Annotated in this window: 22 protein-coding genes and 2 riboswitches; of the genes, 13 read left to right on the top strand and 9 right to left on the bottom strand. The window is 73.9% G+C overall.

The window, feature by feature from the left end; translation table 11 throughout:
* Window positions 1-45 precede the first annotated feature (45 nt).
* Window positions 46-600: a TetR/AcrR family transcriptional regulator gene (locus LRS74_RS03835; protein ID WP_144385849.1), complete on the bottom strand. Its 555-nt coding sequence runs from the start codon at window positions 598-600 to the stop codon at window positions 46-48.
* Window positions 601-1,355: 755 nt separating this feature from the next.
* Between LRS74_RS03835 and LRS74_RS03830 the strand changes: the two genes are divergently transcribed.
* The 3 genes from LRS74_RS03830 to LRS74_RS03820 all read left to right on the top strand — a co-directional run bounded on the left by LRS74_RS03830 (window position 1,356) and on the right by LRS74_RS03820 (window position 4,543).
* Window positions 1,356-2,582 carry an FAD-dependent monooxygenase gene (locus tag LRS74_RS03830; RefSeq protein WP_277739647.1) on the top strand — a complete coding sequence of 409 codons (1,227 nt, stop codon included), beginning with the start codon at window positions 1,356-1,358 and terminating at the stop codon, window positions 2,580-2,582.
* Window positions 2,583-2,636: 54 nt separating this feature from the next.
* On the top strand, window positions 2,637-3,542 hold the full coding sequence (locus tag LRS74_RS03825; RefSeq protein ID WP_277739646.1) for a Gfo/Idh/MocA family oxidoreductase: 906 nt from the start codon (window positions 2,637-2,639) through the stop codon (window positions 3,540-3,542).
* Window positions 3,543-3,671: 129 nt separating this feature from the next.
* A protein-coding gene (locus tag LRS74_RS03820) for an IS5 family transposase (RefSeq protein WP_277738995.1) occupies window positions 3,672-4,543 on the top strand; the annotation gives its coding sequence in 2 pieces (ribosomal slippage) (window positions 3,672-4,032 and window positions 4,032-4,543; 873 coding nt in all).
* 15 nt (window positions 4,544-4,558) lie between these two features.
* On the opposite strand, the gene lnt is transcribed toward LRS74_RS03820, so the two are convergent.
* Complete coding sequence (lnt, locus tag LRS74_RS03815; protein WP_277739645.1) at window positions 4,559-6,091, bottom strand: apolipoprotein N-acyltransferase; 1,533 nt, start codon at window positions 6,089-6,091, stop codon at window positions 4,559-4,561.
* Window positions 6,092-6,334: 243 nt separating this feature from the next.
* Between lnt and LRS74_RS03810 the strand changes: the two genes are divergently transcribed.
* A complete protein-coding gene (locus tag LRS74_RS03810) occupies window positions 6,335-6,955 on the top strand; it encodes a flavin reductase family protein (RefSeq protein ID WP_277739644.1) in 621 nt (206 codons plus the stop codon).
* 454 nt (window positions 6,956-7,409) lie between these two features.
* Window positions 7,410-8,096 (top strand): glycoside hydrolase family 16 protein, encoded by a 687-nt coding sequence (locus LRS74_RS03805; protein ID WP_186319240.1) that lies wholly within the window; start codon window positions 7,410-7,412, stop codon window positions 8,094-8,096.
* A gap of 79 nt (window positions 8,097-8,175) precedes the next feature.
* Here the strand turns inward: LRS74_RS03805 and LRS74_RS03800 are convergent, their stop codons facing one another.
* The gene (locus LRS74_RS03800; RefSeq protein WP_277739643.1) at window positions 8,176-9,051 is read right to left on the bottom strand and encodes an undecaprenyl-diphosphate phosphatase; all 876 of its coding nucleotides are present in this window, start codon (window positions 9,049-9,051) and stop codon (window positions 8,176-8,178) included.
* Window positions 9,052-9,244: 193 nt separating this feature from the next.
* Complete coding sequence (locus LRS74_RS03795) at window positions 9,245-10,018, bottom strand: methyltransferase domain-containing protein (protein ID WP_277739642.1); 774 nt, start codon at window positions 10,016-10,018, stop codon at window positions 9,245-9,247.
* 92 nt (window positions 10,019-10,110) lie between these two features.
* On the opposite strand from LRS74_RS03795, the gene LRS74_RS03790 reads away from it, so the two are divergent.
* Window positions 10,111-10,632 (top strand): helix-turn-helix domain-containing protein, encoded by a 522-nt coding sequence (locus tag LRS74_RS03790; RefSeq protein WP_277739641.1) that lies wholly within the window; start codon window positions 10,111-10,113, stop codon window positions 10,630-10,632.
* Window positions 10,633-11,255: 623 nt separating this feature from the next.
* On the opposite strand, the gene LRS74_RS03785 is transcribed toward LRS74_RS03790, so the two are convergent.
* Window positions 11,256-12,035 (bottom strand): TVP38/TMEM64 family protein, encoded by a 780-nt coding sequence (locus tag LRS74_RS03785; protein ID WP_277739640.1) that lies wholly within the window; start codon window positions 12,033-12,035, stop codon window positions 11,256-11,258.
* Window positions 12,036-12,440: 405 nt separating this feature from the next.
* Here LRS74_RS03785 and tuf point away from each other — a divergent pair, with 405 nt between their 5' ends.
* Together tuf and LRS74_RS03775 are read left to right on the top strand one after the other, a co-directional pair.
* Complete coding sequence (gene tuf / locus LRS74_RS03780) at window positions 12,441-13,613, top strand: elongation factor Tu (protein ID WP_277739639.1); 1,173 nt, start codon at window positions 12,441-12,443, stop codon at window positions 13,611-13,613.
* A gap of 90 nt (window positions 13,614-13,703) precedes the next feature.
* Window positions 13,704-14,549: a fused MFS/spermidine synthase gene (locus LRS74_RS03775; protein WP_277739638.1), complete on the top strand. Its 846-nt coding sequence runs from the start codon at window positions 13,704-13,706 to the stop codon at window positions 14,547-14,549.
* 196 nt (window positions 14,550-14,745) lie between these two features.
* Here LRS74_RS03775 and LRS74_RS03770 read toward each other — a convergent pair whose 3' ends face one another.
* Both LRS74_RS03770 and LRS74_RS03765 read right to left on the bottom strand, forming a co-directional pair.
* Window positions 14,746-16,179: an MFS transporter gene (locus tag LRS74_RS03770; protein ID WP_277739637.1), complete on the bottom strand. Its 1,434-nt coding sequence runs from the start codon at window positions 16,177-16,179 to the stop codon at window positions 14,746-14,748.
* A gap of 10 nt (window positions 16,180-16,189) precedes the next feature.
* A complete protein-coding gene (locus LRS74_RS03765; protein ID WP_277739636.1) occupies window positions 16,190-17,440 on the bottom strand; it encodes a hypothetical protein in 1,251 nt (416 codons plus the stop codon).
* A gap of 139 nt (window positions 17,441-17,579) precedes the next feature.
* Between LRS74_RS03765 and LRS74_RS03760 the strand changes: the two genes are divergently transcribed.
* Window positions 17,580-18,032, top strand: a complete 453-nt coding sequence (locus LRS74_RS03760) for a DUF4442 domain-containing protein (protein WP_277739635.1) — start codon at window positions 17,580-17,582, stop codon at window positions 18,030-18,032.
* A gap of 85 nt (window positions 18,033-18,117) precedes the next feature.
* Here the strand turns inward: LRS74_RS03760 and LRS74_RS03755 are convergent, their stop codons facing one another.
* Window positions 18,118-18,954 carry a LysR family substrate-binding domain-containing protein gene (locus LRS74_RS03755; RefSeq protein ID WP_277739634.1) on the bottom strand — a complete coding sequence of 279 codons (837 nt, stop codon included), beginning with the start codon at window positions 18,952-18,954 and terminating at the stop codon, window positions 18,118-18,120.
* A 57-nt stretch (window positions 18,955-19,011) separates the two neighbouring features.
* On the opposite strand from LRS74_RS03755, the gene LRS74_RS03750 reads away from it, so the two are divergent.
* Entirely contained in the window at window positions 19,012-19,407 is a 396-nt protein-coding gene (locus LRS74_RS03750) for a DUF5997 family protein (protein ID WP_277739633.1), read from the top strand.
* 294 nt (window positions 19,408-19,701) lie between these two features.
* The gene (locus tag LRS74_RS03745; RefSeq protein ID WP_277739632.1) at window positions 19,702-20,379 is read left to right on the top strand and encodes a DedA family protein; all 678 of its coding nucleotides are present in this window, start codon (window positions 19,702-19,704) and stop codon (window positions 20,377-20,379) included.
* A 1,001-nt stretch (window positions 20,380-21,380) separates the two neighbouring features.
* Here the strand turns inward: LRS74_RS03745 and LRS74_RS03740 are convergent.
* Complete coding sequence (locus tag LRS74_RS03740) at window positions 21,381-21,920, bottom strand: gamma carbonic anhydrase family protein (RefSeq protein WP_277744582.1); 540 nt, start codon at window positions 21,918-21,920, stop codon at window positions 21,381-21,383.
* A gap of 131 nt (window positions 21,921-22,051) precedes the next feature.
* A riboswitch (cobalamin riboswitch) is annotated at window positions 22,052-22,272 on the top strand.
* A 139-nt stretch (window positions 22,273-22,411) separates the two neighbouring features.
* On the opposite strand from LRS74_RS03740, the gene LRS74_RS03735 reads away from it, so the two are divergent.
* Both LRS74_RS03735 and LRS74_RS03730 read left to right on the top strand, forming a co-directional pair.
* Window positions 22,412-22,612 (top strand): hypothetical protein, encoded by a 201-nt coding sequence (locus LRS74_RS03735; protein WP_277739631.1) that lies wholly within the window; start codon window positions 22,412-22,414, stop codon window positions 22,610-22,612.
* Between the two features lie 76 nt (window positions 22,613-22,688).
* Entirely contained in the window at window positions 22,689-23,180 is a 492-nt protein-coding gene (locus LRS74_RS03730; RefSeq protein WP_277739630.1) for an acyl-CoA thioesterase, read from the top strand.
* A 63-nt stretch (window positions 23,181-23,243) separates the two neighbouring features.
* A riboswitch (cobalamin riboswitch) is annotated at window positions 23,244-23,385 on the top strand.
* The last annotated feature ends 37 nt before the right edge of the window (window positions 23,386-23,422 follow it).

Raw genomic sequence — 23,422 nt, 5'->3', positions numbered from 1 at the left:
AAATATCGCGCCGCGCACGGCAGTTGGCCGAGCGCGGACCGCTCGTCAGCGTCCCAGCATCCCGCGCAGCAACTCCTCGAATCCGTCCCTGAGTTCTCGCAGAGTGGGCGTCTCGGCGTGGTAGGCGCCCGCCGAGCAGGAGAACATGATGCCGTCGCACCAGGCGACCAGGGACAGCACATGGCGCTCGGGGGCGCTGGAGCCAGCTGCCGCCATCAGCTCCAGAAGCGGCTCCCGAAAGGCGCGCCCGGAGGCGTCGTAGATCTCCCTCAGTTCAGGTCTGCGGGTCGCCTCCAGCGCCAGCTCGTACCGGGCGACCAGCAGATGCCGATGGTCCGTCAGATAGCGGTGGAGCGCCAGCGCCAGCGCATCGACGACCGCGGGCAGGCCGCCGTCCGGTGCCGGCAACTCGGCGGGGGTCAGCACCCGCGCCTCCCGCTCGGCCAGCCGTCGTACCGCCGCGGCCAACAGCGCGGCACGGGTGCGTGCGTGGTTGGAGGTGGAGCCCTGTGGCAGGCCGGCCGCCTCGTCCACCGCGCGGTGGGTCAGGCCGCGTAGCCCCGTCGCGGCGAGCAGGTCGATGGCGGTGTCGGCGATCAGGTCGGCCCGGGAGCCGCCCTGCGCCCGGGCCCGGCCACCGGCGGATCCGGCCCGCGCGCCGTCCTCGCGGGCGGCGGATGCGGTCCGCCCCGGGGCGGGCGGGGGCGCGGCGGGGCCGTCGTGGGGGCGGGATTCCACCCCGGCTTCGCCGTGCGTACGGGCTTCCGGCTCGGCGGCTTCGCGGTGCGTACGGAGCTCCGCCCCGGGGGCCTCGCCGTCCGTGCGGGGCTCCGCTCCCGCGGCCTCGCCGTATGTACGGGCTTCCGGCCCGGCGGCTTCGCGGTGCGTACGGGGCTCCGCTCCCGCGGCCTCGCGGTGCGTACGGGGCCCCGTCCCAGAAGCCTCGCTGTGCGTACGGGGCTCCGCTCCCGCGGCCTCGCGGTGCGTACGGGGCCCCGTCCCAGAAGCCTCGCCGTGCGTACGGGGCTCCGCTCCCGCGGCCTTGCTGTCCGTACGGGGCCCCGTCCCAGAAGCCTCGCCGTGCGTACGGGCTTCCGGCCCGGCGGCTTCGCGGTGCGTGCGGAGCTCCGCCCCGGGGGACTCGCCATGTGTACGGAGCTCCGCCCCGGCGGCTTCGCTGTCCGTACGGGGCTCCGCTCCTGCGGCCTTGCCGTGCGTACGGGGCTTCGCTCCGGCGGCTTCGCCGTGCGTGCCGGCGTCTCGTTCAGCGCTCATGGCCCCAACCTATCGGCCGCACTACAGCTGTAGTAACGTCGCAGTCACTACACCTGTAGTTTCTTTCCTTGGGAGGGATCATGGGTACGCCCCGTGTCGTCGTCATCGGCGCCGGAATCGGAGGGCTCACCGCGGCCGCGGCCCTGCACCACCAGGGCTGGCAGGTCACGGTCCTGGAGCGCGCCGCCACCCTGGAGCCGGTCGGTGCCGGCATCTCGCTCGCCGCCAACGCCCAGCGCGCCCTGGACACCATCGGCGTCGGCGACGAGGTCCGCGCGCTGGCCGCCTGGCAGGGCTCCGGAGGGGTGCGCACCCCCGGCGGCCGCTGGCTCTCCCGCACCGACAGCGCGGCGGCCACCGCCCGGTTCGGCGGGGCCCTGGTGCTGCTGCACCGCGCCACGCTGGCCGGCCTGCTCGCCGCACGGCTGCCCGACGGGGCCGTCCGCACCGGGGTCGCCGCTCAGCTGGCCGACCCGGGGGCCGCGGACCGACCGGCCCGTGTGACCACTGCCGACGGCGAGCTGGAGGCCGAGCTGGTGGTGGGCGCGGACGGCATCAACTCCGCGGTGCGCCGGGCCCTCTTCCCCGACCACCCCGGCCCCGTCTACGCCGGATTCACCACCTGGCGGATGGTGGTCCCCGCCCCCGCCCGGCCCTTCGCGCCGCACGAGACCTGGGGCCGCGGCCGACTGTGGGGCAGCCAGCCGCTGAAGGACGGCCGCGTCTACGCCTACGCCGCGGCCGTCGCCCCGCCCCGGGCCCGCGCCCACGACGACGAGCGGGCCGAACTGCTGCGGCTGTTCGGCGGCTGGCACCAGCCCATCCCCGACATCCTCGCCGCGGTCGAACCCCAGGCGGTGCTCCGGCACGACGTACGGTCCATGACCACCCCGCTGCCCGCCTACCACCGGGGCCGCACCGCGCTGCTCGGCGACGCCGCCCACCCCATGACGCCCAACCTCGGCCAAGGCGGCAACCAGGCCGTCGAAGACGCCGTCGTCCTCGCCCACCACCTCGGCGACGGAGCGGCGCCGCCGTCCGCGGCGCTGCCCGCCTACACCCGCGATCGGCTCCCGCGCACCATGGACGTGGTGCGCCGCTCCGCCCGGGTCGGCCGGCTGGCGATGCTCACGGCCGCACCCGCGGTCGCCCTGCGCGCCGCCGCCGTCGCCCTGGCCGGGCGGCTGGGCCCGGCCGTGGCGCTGCGCGGTCTGGACGGGATCGCCGACTGGACTCCGCCCGGCCCCACGTATCCTGCGGGGACGCCGGCGACGCGAGTGGCGCGCCGCACCGGCACACCCCGCTGACACCCACCCGCGCCGGTCGATCCGCGCGGACACGCAACACCGGAGGAGACCGTCGTGAAGGTCGGCATCATCGGACTGGGCGACATCGCGCAGAAGGCGTACCTGCCGGTGCTGGCTGCCCGGCCCGGGCTGGAGCCGCACCTGACGACCCGTAGCCCACAGACCCTGCACCGGGTCGGCGACACCTACCGCATCCCCGAGGCCCACCGCCACACCGACCTCGACACGCTGATCGCGGCCGGCCTCGACGCGGCCTTCGTCCACGCCCCGACCGCCGCCCACGCCCAGATCGTGTCCCGGCTGATCGAGGCCGGGGTGGCGACGTACGTCGACAAGCCGCTCGCCTACGAGCTCGCGGAGAGCGAGCGGCTGGTGCGCTCGGCGCGCGAGCGCGGGGTGAGCCTCATGGTCGGCTTCAACCGGCGCTTCGCCCCCGGCTACGCCCAGTGCCAGGAGCACCCGCGCGATCTGATCCTCATGCAGAAGAACCGGGTCGGCCTGCCCGAGGACCCGCGCACCCTGGTCCTCGACGACTTCATCCACGTCGTCGACACGCTGCGCTTCCTCGTCCCCGGCCCCGTCGACCACATCGACGTGCGCGCCCGCGTCCGCGACGGGCTGATGCACCACGTCGTGCTCCAGCTGTCCGGCGACGGCTTCACCGCGCTGGGCACGATGAACCGGATGAGCGGTTCCAACGAGGAGATCCTGGAGGTCGCCGGGAAGGACACCAAGCGGCAGGTCCTCAACCTCGCCGAGGTCATCGACCACAAGGGTCAGCCGACCGTGCGCCGCCGCGGCGACTGGGTGTCGGTCGCCCGTCAGCGCGGCGTCGAGCAGATCGTCCTGAGCTTCCTCGACGCCGTCCGCGCGGGCAAGGTCCTGGACGCCGGCGACGCGCTGCTCACCCACGAGCTGTGCGAGCGGATCATCCGCGACGCCCTGGACCGCGCGGTCTAGGAACGGCAGCCCGGCACGGCTGACGCGTACGGGACGCGGTCGAGGGACGGCGCGGCAGAGGTACGCGTACCGGGCGGAGGGACGGCGCGGCAGAGGTGCGCGTACGGGGCGCGGGCTAGGCAGTTTCGTTTGGATCAGCCGGTCGTTGGTCTGGGTGTGCCGTTGACTGACGCGCAGTGGGCGCGGATCGAGCCGTTGCTCCCGGACCGGACGCCGAGGCGCGGTGGTCGGTGGCGGGACCATCGGGAGGTGATCGACGCGATCGCCTTCAAGTTCCAGACCGGAACCCAGTGGGTGCACCTTCCGGAGAAGTACGGCAACTGGCGAGGCGTCTACAACCGGCTGCGTATGTGGGCCGTCGACGGCACCTGGGAGCGAGTGTTCACCGCTCTCATAGCCCAGGCCGACGCGGACGAGGACCTGAACTGGGCCGTCTCTGTGGACTCCACGATCGTGCGAGCACACCAGCACGCTGCCGGGGCCCGCAAAAGGGGGCCCCGGCTGGAGAACCGGCCGACCACGCCATCGGCCGGTCCCGCGGCGGGCTGACCACGAAGATCCACCTCGCGGCCGACGGCGACTGCCGGCCCCTGGCCTTCGTCCTCACGGCCGGCCAGGCCGGCGATGCACCCGCCTTCGGCGAGGTCATGGCCCGTCTGCGCGTTCCCCGCCGACGTGGACGACCTCGCACCAGGCCGGACGTCGTCCTGGCCGACAAGGCGTACTCCTCACGTGCGATCCGCGAGCATCTACGCCAGCGCGGCATCCGGGCAGTGATCCCCACCCGGGCGGATCAGCGCGGCCACCGGCTGCGTCGCGGCAGACACGGTGGGAGGCCACCCGCTTTCGACCGTGACGCGTACAAGCAGCGCAATACCGTCGAGCGGTGCATCAACCGCCTGAAGCAGTGGCGAGGGATCGCCACCCGCTACGAGAAGACAGCGGTCATCTACCTGGCCGGACTCCACATCGCGGGCATCTTCCTCTGGTCCGCTCGGTGATCCAAACGAAACCGCCTAGGGGCGGGGGCGCCGCCGGAGGGCCCGTGCCCCCTCCGCCGCGCAGAACACGCCCACGGCGATGAGCGCCCCGTGCACCGGCCAGTCGCCGAACCGGAGATAGGGGCTGGAGCCACGGGCGAGCGGGACGGTGTAGACGGCGGCCGCGCTGCGGTCGGTGCCCAACCGCTCGCCGACCGGTTCGCCGCGCGGCCCGAACACCGCGCTCTGGCCGGTGAGCGTGGCGTGCACCATCGGCCGCCAGGTCTCGGCGGAGCGCAGCGCGGCGAGTGAGGCGTGCTGCTCGGGCGCCCAGCTGTCCTGGAAGGTGGAGGTCGCCGACTGCGCGATGAGCAGTTGGGCGCCGTCCCGCGCCAGTCGCCGGCTCATGTCGGGGAACGCCGACTCGAAGCAGACCAGCGGCCCCAGCCGCAGCCCGCCGGGGAGCGTCATCACCGTCGGCGCCTCGCCGCGCCGGCGGTCCTCGTTCGCCGCCTTGCCCACCGAGGTGGCCCAGCCGAGGAGCGAGCGGAACGGGACGTACTCGCCGAACGGCACCAGGCGCATCTTGTCGTAGCGCTGGCCGGTCGCCCCGGCCGGCCCCACCAGCACCGAGCTCTTGAAGATCCCGGGCCGGTCGGAACGGCGCGCGTCCACGTTCACCAGCAGCTCAGCCCCCACCTCACGGGAGAGACCGGCCAGCCGCCGCTGGAGGTCGGGCCGGGTCACCAGATCGTGGCCGACGCTGCTCTCGCCCCAGACGACCAGGTCCAGATCACGCCCGGCCAGCCCCCGGGTCAGCTCGGCGCCGCGGTCGAAGCGCTGCTGGTACGGCGGGTTCACCCCCGGCTGCACCACCGCCACCCGCATCGTCCCGGCGCGCTCGGGCACCGGCGCCCAGAGCCACACCGAGCCCACCGTCGCCCCGCACACCGCGACACCGGTGACGGCCACGGCGGCGGTGCGCGGCGCGGGGACGGCGATCAGCGCGGCCAGCGCCGTGTTCACCGCCACGATCAGCAGGCTCAGCAGCCACACCCCGCCGACGGAGGCCACCCGCAGCGCGGGGGCCACCTGCCACTGGCTGGCGCCGAGCAGCCCCCAGGGCCCGCCCAGGTACTCCCAGGACCGCACGAGCTCCACCAGCAGCCAGCCGGACGGCACCAGCACCAGCGCCGCCGCCACCCGGCCCGGCCCCGGTACGCCGCCCAGCAGCCGGCGCACCAGCCAGCCCCAGGGCGCCCACAGCAACCCCAGCAGCGCGGCCAGGACGAAGAGGAAGACATGGAGGCTCGGCAGCAGCCAGTGGTGCATGGCGAGCATGAAGCCGGCGCCGCCCAGCCAGCCGTCCAGCGCCGCCCGCCGCCCCGTCTCGGCCACGCGCACCAGGAGCAGCCACGGCACCAGCGCGCCGTAGGCCGGCCACCACAGCGACGGTTCGGGGAACGCCAGCGCGGGCAGCGCCCCCGCCAGGAGCGCGGCCCCACCGCGCAGCCACCGGTCGGCGAGCCAGCGCCTCCGGCGATCCCCTCGACCGACCGACTCCCGCACGCCGCGCCTCCCTCGTGCTGCCCCTGAGCACCAGTGTGGATCAACAGGGCGATCACGCCCAGGGTGCGGGCGAGACCGGCGCGCGCCGCCCCCGGACCGAGCGAGCTCGGCCGGTCCGACCGCGGCCCGACCGATCCCGGTGGTCGACCTGGTCCGACCTGGTCCGACCCCGCTGGTCCGACCCCGCTGGTCCGACCCTGGTCCGCCCTGGGGCGATCGCGACCGCTGTGGATACTGTGCAGCATGCGTATCGACTTCGATCCCGCCCGCACCGACCGCCACAGCTTCTACCGGCTGCTCACGGCGACCGTGGTGCCCCGTCCCATCGCCTGGGTCTCCAGCACTTCTGCGGACGGCACCGACAACCTGGCACCCCACTCCTTCTTCACCATCTCCTCCGTGGCTCCGCCCGTGGTGCAGTTCACCTCCGTGGGGCGCAAGGACTCGCTGCGCAACATCGAGGAGACCGGGGAGTTCGTCGTCAACCTGGCGCCGGAGCACCTCTTCGAGCAGATCAACCTGACCGGGACCGACTTCCCGCGGGGCGTCAGCGAGTTCGACGCGGTCGGGGTGGCGCGCGAGCCCAGCCTGCGGGTCAAGCCCCCGCGCGTGGCGGCCTCGCCGGTGGCGCTGGAGTGCGAGCTGCACAGCACCGTGCGGCTGGGCGACGGCATCGTGGTCTTCGGCCGGGTCGTGCACGCCGTGGTCTCCGAGGAGGTCATGAACGACGGTCACCCCGAGGTGGGCCGCATGCGCCCGCTCAGCCGGCTCGGCAAGGACGAGTGGGGGACGGTGGGCGAGGTGAGCGAGATCGCCCGGGTCCGGTACGCCGACTGGCAGACCGCCCAGGGCGCCGGCGAGTAGGACCCCGGCGGAAGCGGGACCGCGGCGCCCCTGGAGACGAAGGCCCCCGCCCCGATGCCCGCGAAGGCCCGGTGGACCGTCCGTACGGCCCACCGGGCCGTGTCGTGCTCCGACGAGGATCCGTCCTTGGGCCGACCGAGGGAAGGTCCAGCGCTTCACCGGTCACAGGCGCCTCACGGGAATGAGGCGCGAGTACAAGACCAGCATGCCTTCCCCCTCACCCTTTTCCCCTTCCCCTTCTTCCTCCCCTTGTGCTTCCTCCCCTTCCCTCCCATCGGCCTCCCCCTCCGCGGAACCACCCCGCGGCGGGCGCCCCGGAGGGAGGTGTCGCACGCGCCGACGCGGTCTTCTTCTGCTCCTGCTCACCCTGACGCTGCCCGCCGTCACCGCCACCCCGACCCACGGAACGTCGGACGACTGGCGGCTGCTGTTCAGCGACGACTTCACCACGCCGGTGCCGATCGGTTCCTTCAGCGACTGTGACCACTACGTCGACACCCCGCGCGCCTACTGCGGCGGCCTCACCGGGGCCACCCGTGCCGACTGGTGGGCCTACCCGGCCGGCTGGCCGGACACCGCCACCCAGCGCGGCTACCCCGTCGGCGGGCGGTACGACCCGGCCAGCACGGTGTGGATCTCCGGTGGGCAGATGCACATCCGCATGTGGCGCGGGATCCTCGGCCCCGTCCACTCCGCGACGGTCGTGCCCAAGAAGCTCATGGGCATGACCTACGGCCGCTACGAGGAACGCTTCCGCGTCTCCAGGGTCGCGCCCGGCTACAAGAGCGCCCACCTGCTGTGGCCGGCGGTCAACGACGGGTGCAGCGAGATCGACTTTCCCGAGTTGGAGTGGACCGGGACCATCCACGCCTTCGCCCACCCCGCCGACTGCGGCCCGCACGTCGGCTTCGACACCGGCCGCCGTTGGACCGACTGGCACACCAGCGTCATCGAGTGGAAGCCCGGCGAGGTCCGTTTCCTCCTCGACGGCGAGCTCGTCGGCAGCGCCACCACCGGCGTCCCCGACCGGCCCATGAACTGGATCATCCAGAACGAGGCCGCTCTCAACGGCGACCGCGCGGCGCCCGGCAGCCGCGCGCAGTTGGACATCGCCTACGTCCGCGGCTGGACCCGGGCCTGAGACGCGAGGAGCGCCCCGCCGGAACCGTGCGCGGTCCGGCGAGGCGCTCGACGAGCGGCCTTGGGGGCTTCGACCGGGGTCAGCCCCCGGACTCGCCGGCGTGCGGGCTCAGCACGCCGAAGCCGACCAGGGCGAAGATCAGCAGGCCGAGCGCCACGCGGTAGATGACGAACGGCATGAAGCTCTTGGTGGTGATGAACTTCATGAACCAGGCGATCACCGCGTATCCGACGAAGAACGCGATGATCGTCGCGAAGATGGTCGGCCCCCAGGAGACATGGCCGCCCTCGGACGCGTCCTTCAGCTCGAACAGGCCCGAGGCCAGCACCGCCGGGATGGCGAGGAGGAAGGAGTAACGGGCCGCCGCCTCGCGGGTGTAGCCCATGAGGAGACCGCCGCTGATCGTCGCGCCGGACCGGGAGACGCCGGGGATCAGTGCCATCGCCTGGCAGACGCCGTACGTCAGGCCGTCCTTGACGCTCAGCTCGTTGAGGGTCTTGCGCTGCTGGGGGGCGCGGTGCCGGCCACCGGTCTCGTCGCGGGCGGCCATCCGGTCCGCGAAGCCCAGCACCAGACCCATGACGACCAGCATGGTCGCGGTCAGGTTGAGATTGCGGAACGGGCCCTCGATCTGGTCCTTCAAGGTGACGCCGAGCACGCCGATCGGTATGGAGCCGACGATCACCAGCCAGCCCATCTTGGCGTCCTGGTCCCGGCGCATCCGCTTGTCGACCAACGAGCGGAACCACGCCGAGATGATGCGCGCGATGTCCTTGCGGAAGTAGATCAACACCGCGGCCTCGGTGCCGATCTGCGTGATCGCGGTGAAGGCGGCACCCGGGTCCTCCCAGCCCGAGAAGGCCGCGGTGAGCCGTAGATGGGCGCTGGAGGAGATCGGCAGGAATTCGGTCAACCCCTGGACGAGTCCGAGGATGAATGATTCGAACCAAGACATCGAGTTCTACGCTATCCAAGGGTGATCGAGCTGACGGTGCGTCAGCTATAGGCTCCGCCGTCGGCGGGCCGGCGACGGAATCGTCAACCGGTCGGGGGGCAGCGTAGCGTCCTTGGGTGACGCGTCTGTCAGAAGGTCCCGATCGCGGGGGCGGGTACCGCGCGCGGACGGCGCGCGGAGAGTGGTGGAGTGGTCACACCCTGCGCGCGTAGCCGAGGTAGGTCACCAAGGGGCGGGTACCGGGGGCCAGGACGAAGTCGACGATCGGGGGGATCTCCTCGTCGGTGATCCGACCGCGCCGCCGGGCCAGCACGGCCTTCACCAGGCTCGGCGGGTTCTTCGGCTTGAAGTCGCAGACGTCCTCGTTGCGCAGGCCGTGGCGCTCCAGCGTCGCCGTCACCTCGGCCGGCGGCCGCAGCCGCGCCGCCGCGTAGCGCCCGGGCGGCATGATCCGGGTCATCGGCAGCGACTGGAAGGCGCCGAGGTAGACCAGCCGTGACAGCGGGGTCCGGTTGACGGTGTCGTAGACGAGCACCCCACCGGGCTTGAGCACGCGTGCGGCCTCCGCGATCACCCGGTCGAGATCGGCGGTGATCTCCAAGGTGTCGGCGTAGTACGCCAGGTCGAAGCCCGCGTCCGGGACGTCGCCCAGCTCCTCCGCCGGCGCGGTCCGCGTGGTCACTCCCAGGCCCTCGCGCTCGCTCGCCTCCCGTGCCATCGCGGTCGCGGTGGCGGAGGGGTCGACGGAGAGCACCTCGAAGCCGAGTCGCGCCAGGCCGGCCGGGAGCAGGCCGCGCCCGCCGCCCACCACGATGGCGCGGCGGCCGGCCGCCGCCATGTCCAGGGTCCTGAGGGTGCGGCCGACGTACTCCAGCCGCACGTCCTGGAAGCTGACCGCCCTGATCTGGCGCCCGTCGACAGCCTCTGGTGAGCGTGAGTCGAGCTCGATGTGCGGAGCGGTGGCCATCGTCTTCTCCCTCGTGCCGGGGCTGGGGCATGGGTTCCCCGAGGAAACCTAACACCGTGGGTTCCCTCGGGGAACTCGGGTACGGTCGGGGCATGACCCGCACTCCGCTCGCCGACGTGGCCTGTTCCATCGCCCGCGCCACCGACCTCTTCGGCGACGCCTGGACGGCGCTGATCATGCGCGACGTGCTGCTGGGAGTCGGCCGCTTCGACGACCTCGCCCGCGACCTGGGGATCTCCCGCAAGGTGCTGTCGGCCAGGCTCTCCCGGCTGGTGGAGGAGGGGGTGCTGGTGCGCGAGCGCTACCAGGAGCGGCCGCCGCGCGAGCACTACCGCGCGACCGCCAAGGGTGAGGAGCTCTACCCCGTGCTGCTGGCGCTCATGAACTGGGGCGACCGCTGGTACGCGGGCGAGGCCGGCCCACCGGCCCGGATCCACCACCACGGCTGCGGTCGCGACACCGCGATGGTTCCCGCCTGCGCGCACTGCGGTGAGCCGCTCACCCTGGCCGACACCACCCAGCTGCCGGGCCCTGGCGGGCGCACCGGCCCGGGTACGGCGGTGCTGGGGCCGCTGCTGGAGGCCCGCGCGGAGGCCACGCCGGAACGCGGATAGGGCCTGCCCGGCGGTGCATGGGAGCGGAGGGGTGGCGGCGGCCCCATCATTCCGCCGGACCTTCGCCGTCCGACCGATCCACCACGGCGGCGGGCTCCCCTGTGGCGGTGGGGTCTCCTCCGCCGCGTCGGCGGGCACCACGACGCGACCGCCCGGCGGTGCCGGACCACCCCGCGGTCCCTGGCGATGATCCGCCGAGGCCCCCCACGGTCTCCGGCGAAGATCCGCCGAGGCCCCCCACGGTCCCTGGTGAAGATCCGCCGAACCCCGGCTCGCGGTCGATGGTCTGCCCGGCCGGCGGCGGTGTGTCTCGGTGTGTGCCGCACGGGCCTCCACCGCGACGGCGCGTCGCGCGGTGGTCGTCGTCCGACGGCGCCGAACCCGGCGCGGCTCAAGGGACCCGGCCTGGAGGAGCCGGTCCCGTCGGTCCGGAGGAGCCGGGACCCCGGTCATCGGGGCGGGCCGGATCCTCTGACGGCCCGGACGGGCCTGGTCCTCAGGCGATCCGGGGCCGGCTCCTCAGGCGGCGCAGGAGGTGTCGGGTCCTCTGACGGCGCGGAGGGGCCGGGCCGCCAGTCGACCCGGAGGCGCCAGGTCTTCAGGCGGTCTGGAGGGCCGGCTGCTCAGGCGGCCCGAAGGTCCCGGTCCTCAGGGGCCCGAAGGTTCCCCTCCTCAGGCGGCCCGGACGGGCCCGGTCCGTCAGGCTGGTGCCCGCGCCGGAGGCGCTCCCGCTTGCGCCAGGCCACCGCCAGCGCGCCCGCGCCGGTCAGGGCGATGAAGGCGAGCGCGGCCAGGAAGACCGGCGAGGTGGGGGTGGCGGCGCGGCTTCCGGCTATCACGTACGCGGCGGTGTTGGGCACGCTGCCCAACCCCGTCGCCAGCAGAAACGGCAGCCAGCCCATCCGGGACACCGCGGCGCAGTAGTTGGCGGCCGCGAAGGGCACCCCGGGGAAGAGGCGCAGCGCCAGCATCGAGCGGAAGCCGTGTCGGGACAGCTGGCGGTCGGCCGCGGTCAGCCAGCGGCCGCGCAGCAGCGGGCGCAGCGCGTCCTGCCCCAGCAGCCGGCCGAGGCCGAAGGCGATGCCGGCTCCCAGGACGGTGCCGACCACGGCGCCCGGCAGCCCCGCCTGGGTGCCGAAGAGCGCGCCGGCCGCCAGGTTCAGCAGCGGCCGCGGCACCAGGGCCGCCGTACAGACCCCGTACGCGAGGGCGAACAGCGCCACCGCCGTGCCGCCCGAGAGCCGCTCCGGCCAGCCGTCGGCGATCAGCCGCTGCGGCTCCCAGACCAGCACCGCGGCGCCGGCCGTCGCCAGCAGCGCGATGAGCAGGCCGAGCCGCGCCCAGGGCGACAGCAGCGCCCGGGCGCACCGTAGGGCGGGATGCGGCGACGCGGATTCGAACACCGAGGGAGCGTAACCCCTGCGGCGGGGGCGCCGGCCCCACCGGCCGCGGGCTGGGACAGAACGCGGACATCCCAGGCCCCATCCCGTCGCGTCGGAGGGTGGCCCGAGACGTCCGAGGCGCGGCCAAGGGACGTCGGCGGGGCGGCCGTTCACCGCGCGAAAACCATTCGACGGCGGCTTCGGGCCGCGAGATGATCGCCGACATGTTCCGGTATGCCTTCCTTGCGCAGACGTCCGCGGTCGCGGGCGCGCCGAAGGCTGCCCTCCTTCTTCCGGTCTGCCCCGATAGCGGCGCCCGAAGCTGACCCTCCTCGGACAGTCCCGACGGACCCCACAGGGGGAGGGTCGGTCAGGCCCTGGGGTCCGCGCTGAGAAACCTCCGTTCCGAGGAAGGAACGTCCCACTATGTCCAAGCAGGGTTACGTGCGCACCAAGCCGCACCTGAACATCGGCACCATGGGCCATGTCGACCACGGCAAGACCACGCTGACCGCCGCCATCACCAAGGTCCTCAGCGAGCGCGGCACCGGCGGCACCTACGTCCCCTTCGACCGCATCGACCGGGCGCCCGAGGAGGCCGCCCGCGGCATCACCATCAACCTCTCGCACGTCGAGTACGAGACCGACACCCGGCACTACGCGCACGTCGACATGCCCGGCCACGCCGACTTCATCAAGAACATGGTGACCGGAGCCGCCCAACTCGACGGGGCCATCCTCGTCGTCTCCGCCCTCGACGGCGTCATGCCGCAGACCGCCGAGCACGTGCTGCTCGCCCGCCAGGTCGGCGTCGACCACATCGTCGTCGCGCTCAACAAGGCGGACGCGGGCGACTCCGAGCTCACCGACCTCGTGGAGCTGGAGGTGCGCGAGCTGCTGACCGCCCACGGTTACGACGGCGACCACGTGCCGGTGGTTCGGGTCTCCGGGCTGCGCGCGCTCGACGGGGACCCGCGCTGGACCGGGGCCGTCGAGGCGCTCCTCGACGCCGTCGACACCTATGTGCCGACGCCGGTGCGCTATACCGACGCGCCGTTCCTGATGCCGGTGGAGAACGTCCTCACCATCAGCGGCCGCGGCACGGTCGTCACCGGCGCCGTCGAGCGCGGCACGGTGCAGGTCGGCGACCGGGTCGAGGTGCTGGGGGCCGGCCTCGCCAGCGTCGTCACCGGCGTGGAGACCTTCGGCAAGCCGATGGAGCTCGCCGAGGCGGGCGACAACGTGGCGCTGCTGCTGCGCGGGGTGCAGCGGGACGCGGTGCGCCGCGGCCACGTCGTGGCGGCGCCCGGCAGCGTCGTGCCGCGCCGCCGCTTCACGGCCCGTGTCTACGTCCTGTCCACGGCGGAAGGCGGCCGCCGGACGCCGCTGTCCACCGGCTACCGACCGCAGTTCTACATCCGCACGGCCGATGTCGTCGGCGACGTCGACCTCGGGCGGACGGCCGTGGCCGCGCCCGGCGACACGGTCTCCATGACCGTCGAGCTCGGCCGCGAGCTCCCCTTGGAGCCCGGCCTCGGCTTCGCCATCCGCGAAGGCGGCCGCACCGTGGGTGCCGGGACGGTCATGACCGTCGACTAGACACCCTGCCGCGCCCCGCGCGGGCGCGGCCTGGAGACGCCGGACGGACGGGCGGTTACGGCCCGTCCGTCCGGCGTCACAATGGTGGGCGTGGACGAGTCGATACCCGTGAGCCGCGCCGTGGCCGGCGGCACCGCCAAGTTGATGCCCGACGTGGACCGCGAGCGGGCCTGGCTGCTCACCGTGGAGGGCGCCCCGCAGTCGTACGTGGACCTGGACGACCCCACCCACCTCGAGTTCGAGTACGCGCGCCGGCTGGCGTACCTGCTGGACGCCGTCGCCGACCCGGGGGCGTCGCTGGACGTGCTGCACCTCGGCGGCGGGGCGCTCACCCTGCCGCGCTACGTCGCGGCCACCCGACCGGGGTCGCGGCAGGAGGTGGTCGAGTACGACGGTGCGCTGCTGGGGCTGGTCGCGGAGCACCTGCCGCTGCCGCCGGACTCCGGGATCGCGCTGCGCACGGCGGACGCGCGGGCCGCCTTGGAGGCGGCGCCGGCCGCCTCCGTCGACGTGGTCGTCGGCGATGTCTTCGGCGGCTCGCGGGTGCCCGCGCACCTGACCTCCGTGGAGTACGGGCGCGCGGTGGCGCGGGTGCTGCGGCCGGGCGGCCACTACGCGGCCAACCTCGCCGACAGCGCCCCGTTCGCCTTCCTCCGCTCCCAGCTGGCCACCTTCGCGGCCGTCTTCCCCGAGGTCTGCCTGATCGCCGAGCCGGGCATGTTGCGGGGTCGTCGCTTCGGCAACGCCGTGCTGGTCGCCTCCGCCGCCGAGCTGCCCATCGACGTGCTCGCCCGCAGGTCCGCGGCCGACGCCTTCCCCGCTCGCGTCGAGCACGGCCCGTCGCTGACCCGCTTCGCCCGAGGCGCGGCCGTGGTCCGGGACGCCGACGCGGTGCCCTCGCCCGAACCCCCGGGCGGGGCGTTCGGCATCGGTTGAGGGAACCGTCCGGCGGGGCGCCCCGGGCACCGGGGGCCCCGGGCGCCGCCGGCGGTACGACCGACGTGAGGCGGCCCGTTCCGACGGGGCACCCGACGGGGCGTGCCCGAGGACGGGCGGCGCCGTCACCCCTACGGCGCCGCCGTCGCGCGGTCGCGTCGCCGCGACAAGGGGAGCCGGGCCGTGAACGGGTGGCTCAGGCCGGGTCGGCGACCGGGGGGAGATCAGGGCGGCTGGGTGGGGGCATATCAGCGCGGCTGGGTGGGGGAAGATCAGCGCGGCTGGGTGGGGCGGCGGGGGAGTCGCCGGGCTCCGGGAGCTCGCCCAGGGTGTCCGGGAGGCCGTCGGCGCCCGCGGCCTTCGGCGGATCGTCCCCCGGGGCGTCACGGCGCGTCAGCCGTCGTACGTCCGGCACCGCGAGGACCGCGGCGGTGAGGACGACGATCAGACCGGCACAGCCCCACAGGGCCGCCGTGCGTCCGAAGGCGCTCTCGGCCGGGCCGGCCAGCGCGGTGGCGAGCGGGACCAGGGCGACCGAGCCGAACCAGTCGTAGGCGGACAGCCGGGAGAGCTTGTCCTCCGGGATCTCCTGGTGCATGGCGGTCATCCAGGAGACGCCGAAGACCTCGATCGAGACGCCGGCGACGAACATCGCCGCGGCCAGGACCGGTACCGGCACCGGGACGGCGAGCGCCGCCGAGGGGAGCGCGAAGGGGAAGACGCACAGCGTGCCGGCGAGCAGCATCCGTCGGGGCTTCCAACGGGTCATCAGCAGCCCGCCGAGCACGGTGCCCGCGCCGAACGCGGCCAGCGCCCGCCCCCAGGGGCGGGCCCCGCCCAACCGCTCCTCGGCGACCAGCGGGCCGTACACCGCGTCGGCCGCGGCCACCACGGCGTTCACCACCGAGAACTGCACCACGATGCCCCACAGCCAGGGCCGCCCGGTGAACTCCCGCCACCCCTCGCGCAGGTCCCGCAGCAGCCCAGGGCCGCCCGCTTCGCGGCGGGCCGACCCCGAGACGTCGAGGAAGGCGCGCAGCCCGGCCGCGGCGGCGAAGGCGACCGCGTCCAGCGCCAGCACCCAGCCCGGCCCGAAGGCCGCGATGAGCGCCCCGCCCAGCGCCGCGCCCCCGATCTGCGAGCCGTGCACGCCCATCCGGAAGTAGGCGAAGGCCCGTCCGGCCTGCTCACCGGTGACGCTGGCGTACAGCATCCCCTCGGCCGCGGGCGAGAAGAACGCCTGGCCGGTGCCGCCGAGCGCGGAGAGCAGGACCATGTGCCACAGCCGCGCCTCGCCGGCCAGCACCAGGACGGCGAAGGCCGCCTGGGAGACACAGCTGAGCACGTTCGTCGCGACCATCACCCGGTGCCGCGGCAGCCGGTCCGCCAGCGCCCCGCCTATCAGGAGGAAGAGCAGCAGCGGGGCGGTGCGGGCCGCGGCGACGATCCCGACGTCGCCGCCGTCACCGCCCGCCTCCAGCACCGCGAACGCGGCCGCGACCAGGGCACCGGCGTTGCCGAGCCCGGTGACCACGGCGGCCGCCGTCAGCAGGGTGTAGTTGCGGCCGGCCCAGGACGGCAGGCGCGACGGGCGGGAGGGACACGGGCGAGGCGGGGTGGCGGATGTCAACGGCGAGGGCTCAGTCGGTGGACTTCAGGGGACGGAGGGAGCTCATGATCTTCTTGATGGTGGCGTCCGGCAGCTCACCCTTGACGCCCTTGGCGGCATACAGCACCCAGGTCGCGAAGTCGCCGTTGCTGTCGGTGTAGGTGACGGTGAACGCCTTGCCGTCGCTGTCGCACTTGGTCTTCTTCTTCACGCCGGTGACGGTGGCCGACGAGGTGTAGCCCTTGAGCCCGTGGTCGCTGGTGAACGGCTTGGCGTCGGTCACCGTGCGCTTGCCGGTCTGCTTCTGGTCGAACGCGGCGTACACCCAGTTCTCGGCCTCGTTCTCGGCGGCCTCGGCCTCGCTCTTGGCGCCCTGGGCGCCCTTGGTGCCCGTGCCCGCCAGCGCGGTGGTGTCCTTGTAGCCGCCCTCCTTGGTGACCGTGCACCACTCGGGGGTGAACTTGGCGGGTGAGGACATGGCGACCAGCGCCTTGCCGTCGTCGGTCTCGAACCCGCTGGACCAGCTGGCGCCCATGACCTTCCAACCGGCGGGTACGTCGAAGGCGTTGCGCCGCTTGGTGTTCACGACGGTCTGCCAGCCGGGGACCACCGGCTTGACCGTGGCGCCGCCGCGCCGCGGATTGTCCTCGGGAAGGTCCTCCGCGTCCTCTCCGCCGCCGCCCCCGCCGGGTGCCGGCGTCTTCTCCGGCTGCGAGGACGGTGAGGCGCTGGTCTTCTCGCCGTCCTGAGCCTCGGTCTTCGCGTCGTCGCCGTCCTTGCCCAGCACGGCGACGGCGGTGACCACGGCTGCCGCGACCACGGCGACCGCCGTCACGATCGCGATGGTGGCCGTGCGCTTCTTCTTCGCGTCGCCCGACGGCTCCGGGGCGCCGTTCGGCCCGGTGGGGGCGTGCCAGCCCGGCGGCGGGGTCACCGGCTGCTGCCCCAGCGGCGGCGTGTAGCCCGGCTGCTGATAGGGGTTCGGCTGCTGGTACGGGTTCGGCTGCGCCGGGTACGGCTGGGGCTGCTGCTGTCCGGCCTGCGGGTATCCCGGCTGTTGTCCGGTGTGCGGGTAGCCGGGTTGCTGACCCGGCTGCTGTCCGGTCTGCGGGTATCCCGTGGGCTGCTGCCCGGTGTGCGCGTAGGGGTTCGGCTGGGCGTAGCCCGGTTGCTGGTAGCCCGGCTGCTGGTACGGGCCGGGCTGTGGGTAGCCCGGCTGTTGTGGGGGGTTCTGGTCCTGTGGGTTCTGCTCGCCGCCGGTCGGCTGCTGTCCTGGCCACATGGGCGTCCACCTTAGAGGGGGCGGTCGGCCGCTGCTACGGCCGGCCCCCGTCTCCGAGCCCCTTCCACCGTTTCCAGCGTGGAGCCGGCGTGGGAGCCGACTCTTCCGCAGGGTGCTACCCGCTGGTAACTTTCCTGCCATGACTACGACCCAGCCGCAGATCGGCGAGCTGCTCGCCGCCACGGTGCCCATGGTGCGCACCCTGAACCTGGAGTTCCTGGAGACCTCGGCCGAGCGCGCCGTGCTGCGTCTGCCGGACCAGCCCGACTTCCACAACCACGTGGCCGGGCCGCACGCCGGCGCCATGTTCACCCTGGCCGAGTCCGCGAGCGGCGCGATCGTGCTCGCCGCCTTCAGCGACCAGCTCTCGCGTGCCGTGCCGCTGGCCGTGCGCGCCGAGATCGGCTACAAGAAGCTCGCCAAGGGGCCGGTCACCGCCACCGCCGAGCTGGGCCGCCCGGCCGCCGACGTCGTCGCCGAGCTCGACGCGGGCGAGCGCCCGGAGTTCCCGGTCAACATCGCCATCACCCGCGAGGACGGTGCCGTGACCGGTGAGATGTCCATCGTGTGGACGCTGCGCCCGAACTCCTGACTCCCGACGTTCCGCGTTCCCGGCGTTCCGCGTTTCCTACGCTCCGCCCCTGAGCGGCGTCGATCGGCCGCCCCCGCCGCCCGGACTACGACCGGCGGCGGGGCTTGCCGCGCCGGGCGGCCTGGGTGCGGCCCGAGCCGCCGCTCTTGCCCGAGCCGCCGCCCCTGCCGGCGGCGCCGGAGCCACTCCGCGCCGACCTGCCCGCCGTCCGACCGCCCGCGGCCCGACCGGACGCGGTCTTGCCCGTCGCGCCCTTCCCCCGTGAGCCGCCGACCTCGGGGCGCTTCTCCTTCGACTGCGCCGGGGCGGGACGGCGGCCCCGCGAACTGTTGACGGTGCGCCCACGGACGATGCCGATGAACTCCTCGACCAGGTCGGTGGTCTCGTCCTCGATCCACGACAGGGCGACGCGCGACTGGGGGGCGTCCGTGACCGGGCGGTACGTGAGGTCCCTGCGGTGGTGCAGGCGGGCCAGCGACTGCGGCACGAGGAGCAGTCCCACCCCCGCCGCCACCAGCTCGATGGCGTCCGCCGTCGTGGCGGGGCGCTCGATCGCGGGCCGTCCCGGCGGGTGCTCCCAGTCGAGGGTGTCGTCCAGGGGGTGGAACACGACGTCGTCGGCGAGATCCGCGATGGACACCTCGTCGACCGCCGCCACCAGGTGGTCCTTGGGGATCACGACCACCGTGGTCTCGGTGTAGAGGGGGATCGCGTGCAGGCCGGTGCGGTCCATGGGAAGCCGCACGAGGCCCGCGTCGGCTTCGCCACGGCGGAGCATGCCGGGCGCCTCGGCTGCGGGCGCCGAGACGAGGTGCAGCGGGACGTCGGGCAGTCGCTCGTTCCAGATCCGCACCCACTTGGCGGGGGTCGCACCCGGGACGTACGCGAGCCGGAACGAAGGGGATGCTTCCGAGCCTGTCACCAGGCCAGGCTACCGGGCGTGGTCGGGGAGCGTGCACACGCTCGATATCCTTGAACCATGACGTCGCACCAGAACGCCCAGACCATGAAGCCCGCGACCGCGGCGAAGAAGCTGGGTGTGTACCTCGAGGCCACCCCCGCCGAGTTCCGGGAGGGTGTCGTCTCGCGCGACGAGCTGAACCGGCTCCAGACCGACCCGCCGGAGTGGCTGCGCGAGCTGCGGCGCAACGGCCCGCACCCCCGACCCGTGGTCGCCGCGAAGCTCGGCATCTCCATCTCGGGCCTCGCCCGGGGCGGGGTCACCGAGGCCCTCACCACGGACCAGATCGAGGCGCTGAAGAGCGAGAGCCCCGAGTGGCTGCAGAAGGAGCGCGCCACCCAGGCGGAGGTGCGCAAGGAAACCGCCCGCATCAAGGCCAAGAACGCCGAGGCCGACAAGAAGGCCCAGGGCTAGGGAGGCGCCGAGGGTGGGGGAGGGCGCGCGAGCGCCGGCCCCCGGCGGGGCGTCCTCGCGCCCTCGTCTCCCGATCTCCGGCGAACCCTCTCCCATCTCTTCGGCCTCCCGATCCGCGCCACCCTCGGGCCCTCTGACCGGCCCAACCTCACCCTGAGTGCCCGCGGGTACGCGTGTGACCTGCGGCTGCGTGGCGTGGCTCGGCCGTCCACCCCGATCGAGTAGGCTTCCCCGGCGTGTCCCCAGGCGGGGGTGCGCACGGGGCAGGAAACACCAAACGGGGAGGAACCGGCGTTGCATATCGAGGCATGGCTCGAGTCCGTGCCCGCGGTCAGCGTGTATGTGATCGTGGGCCTGGTCATCGGACTGGAGAGCCTGGGCATCCCGCTGCCCGGCGAGATCATCCTTGTGACGGCGACGCTGCTCGCGTCCTCGCAGGACCACATCAACCCGTACATCCTCGCCGCCTGCGCGATCACCGGAGCGATCGTCGGCGACTCCATCGGCTACCTCATCGGCCGCAAGGGCGGCCAGCCGCTGCTGAACTGGCTCGGGCGAAAGTTCCCCAAGCACTTCAGCGCCGCGCACGTGGCGACTGCCGAGCGGTCGTTCCAGAAGTGGGGCATGTGGGCCGTCTTCTTCGGCCGCTTCGTCGCCCTGCTGCGGATCTTCGCGGGCCCGCTGGCCGGCGTGCTGCGCATGCCGTACTGGAAGTTCGCCATCGCCAACGTCCTGGGCGGCATCGTCTGGGCGGGCGGCACCGTCGCCGTCATCTACTCCGTCGGCAAGGTGGCCGAGGACTGGTTGAAGAAGTTCTCCTGGCTCGGCCTCGTGGCCGCCGTCCTCTTCGGCCTCGGCTCGATGGTGATGATGAAGCGCCGGGCGAAGAAGACCGCGGCGGAAGCGGCGGAGGCGGCGGCCACCCCGGCCGCCGCGGACGTCGAGCCGGCGCCCGTGCCGGCCCGCGACTGACCCACCGCCCCGCCCGTGGCCGACCGGCCACGGACCACCGGGCCGGGCAACGCCCGGCACCCCGGCACCCCGAGCGCCGTGGCTACGGACCGTAGCCACGGCGCTCGCGCGTTCTCCCGCACCCGACGTCCGCCCCGCCGCGCGGCTCGCGCGGGGAGGGGGGCGGTGCCGAGCGCCCGAAGTCCCGGCGGTCGCCGCCGGTTGGACCGCCGGCCCGACGAGGCCGCCCCGGCCGCGGCCGGCCGCGACCGGCTGGGCGGGCTCGCCGCCGACGCGGGGTCGGGCCGCGTGGTACGGAGCGGGGCGCCCGCGGCGCCCCAGGCCCGACGTCTCGCGCCGCCCCGCCGGTATGCGGGCGGATCCTCGTTCCTGTTGATGGCCGCGCCGATGGCGCGGCTGCCGTCCGTGCCCGCACACGGCCGCCGCCCGCCGGTGTGTGGGCGATTCCGGAGCCCGGTGTCCGCTCGCGCCCCCACACCGGCGTGCGGTGGGGTGTCCGCTCGCCTCCGTCGCCCTTCGCCGCTCCGTGCGGGTCGTCCCGGAGTCCGAGTCCGCCGGCACCTGGTCCCGGACGTCGACGGCGGCCGTCGCGCGCGTGCGGGTCACCCGGCCCCGCCGGCCGCCCACCGTTCGTGGGCGGGACACCGCCGTGGCCGCGGCCGCGGAGGGGGCGTGGCTCCCGGCGGAGAGCCGCCGAAGCACCGGCCGTGGCCGGACGGTAGCCGCGCCCGACGCCGGTGCGCGGGCTGCGCGGCCGCCCCGCTCCGAGCGCGTGCGTGCGACCCGGGCTTCCCGCTCCGAGTCGGCGCGTGCGAGCCGGCCGCCCCGCTCCGTCGCCGGGTGTCGGCGACGGGCCTGGCGTGGCGCGGTCCGGTCGCCCGCCGTGGCCGGTCCGGGGCCTCCTGGGGGCCGGTCACGGGCGCCGGCCGGAGGCGTCGGTCAGGAGTGTCGGCAAGGGCTGTCGGTAGCGGGCCGTCGGGTGGGTCGGGCCGGGCGGTCGGTCACGCCGGGCGCCGGCGCAGCTTCTCCCTGTGGGTCGTGGCGAGTCCGAGGTACATCTGGGCGTTGATCTTGATGTGCTCCCGCTCCTCCGCGGTCAGCTCGCGCTTGACCCGGGCGGGCACTCCGGCCACCAGGGAGCCCGGCGGCACCACCATGCCCTGGGGGACCAGCGCCTGGGCGGCGATCAGGGACCCGGCGCCGATCCTGGCCCCGTTGAGGACGGTCGCGCCCATGCCGACCAGCACGTCGTCCTCGACGGTGCACCCGTGCAGCACCACGTTGTGCCCGACGGTCACCCGCTCGCCGACGGTGACCGGAAAGCCCGGATCGACGTGAACGGTGCAGTTGTCCTGAATATTGCTGTCGGCGCCCAGCACGATCGGGCCGCAGTCGGCCCGGAGCACCGCGTGGTACCAGACGCTGCTGCCCGCGGCCAGGGTGACGTCGCCGATCACCACCGACGTCGGCGCCGTGTACGCCCGCGGGTCCACCCGCGGCTCCGCCTCGCCCAGGGCCGCGATCAGCGCCCCGTCGGTCACCGTCGTCTCGTCTGCCACTGCCGTCTCCTCACCCTTGCCACCTCGGTTGACGGCACCGTATGCGACCTGCGGGGCGGCCGGTATGTGATCTCCGCATCAGGAACGCCTTTCCGTCCGCCGCCCGCTGTGATTACGTTGCCCGTGCAGCTGGTTCGCCCCGTCCGCCAGGCGGGACGCGTCGTAAGAGGGAACCCGGTGGAAGTCCGGGACTGCCCCGCAGCGGTGAGTGGGAACGACCGCCGTCATACGCACTGGGCCCGGCCGGGTCTGGGAAGCGACGGCCAGTAGGAGCCTCGTACGACACGAGGCGTGCCCGCGAGTCCGAAGACCTGCCACTGCCCGCGCGCCGGATGGGCGCGTGGCGGATCTCGGCGACCATCGAGGGACGGGTCGGCGGTGCGGCGGGCGCACCCGGAGCGGGTGCCGTGTCCCGCCGTCCCTTCGCGCCCTCGTCCGGTCCCGGGTGACCGTGACTCGCGAAGGAGAGTTCCGTGCCCCAGGCCACCGTGTACGACCACCCCCGGCAGGACTGCGGCCAAGTGGCGGGGCGGGCCGTCGGGTTCGGCGGGATCCCGGTCGCCGTTGACGTCGTCGACGGGGACGACCCCGTCGACGACCTCGACGGGGACGGCGCCCTCCCGAGGGCCGACCACTCCCGGACGCGGATTCCCGGGCCCACGACCCGCCGGTAGCTCGCGGGCCACACCACCTGTCGGTGGCTCGCGGCTCAGGGCCGCGGGTCTCCCATCGAAAGCTGAGGCTCCCTCAATGGGCCGCACCACCACGGTCGGCCGGGCCCACAAGGCGCCTGCCGACTCCCGGGTCACGCTCGCCCACATCATGAGCGAGCACGACACCAACCTCTACGGCACCATCCACGGCGGGGTCGTGATGAAGCTCATCGACGACGCGGCCGCCGCCGCGGCCGGCCGCCACGCCGACGGCCCCGCGGTCACGGTGTCGGTGAACCGGATGAGCTTCCTCGCTCCGGTCCGGGCCGGCGACCTGCTCACCATCCACGCCGAACTGCTCCGCGCCGGACGCACCTCGATGGTGGTGGTCGTACGGGTCACCGCCGAGCGCTGGAACACCTCCGGGCCGGTAGCCGAGGTGGCCACCGCCGAGTTGGCGTTCGTCGCGATCGACGCGGACGGTCGGCCGCGCCCCGTGCCGGCGCTCGACACCGACTCGACCGACACCGACTCGACCGACACCGACTCGACCGACACCGACTCGACCGACACTGGCCAAATCGACTGACGAACCGTCACCATCCGGGCCGGAAAGGGGATTCCGGCCCGGACGCGGCGGGCGTACACTCGTTCGCAGCCCGACCATACGGGCGATACAACTTCATGCGTACGCGACTGGGGAAAGCCGGTGGGAATCCGGCACTGACCTGCAACCGTGAGCGGCGGAGAGCCTCTTCGCCGCGAGTCGGACCGCCCGGCGCGATACGTGCACCGCTTCCCACTGTCACGGTCTGCAGCGTGGAGCCTTGA

Origin of the sequence: Streptomyces sp. LX-29 (genome assembly GCF_029541745.1) — a bacterium.
GTDB lineage: Bacteria > Actinomycetota > Actinomycetes > Streptomycetales > Streptomycetaceae > Streptomyces.
This window is presented reverse-complemented; position numbering and strand designations above follow the sequence as displayed.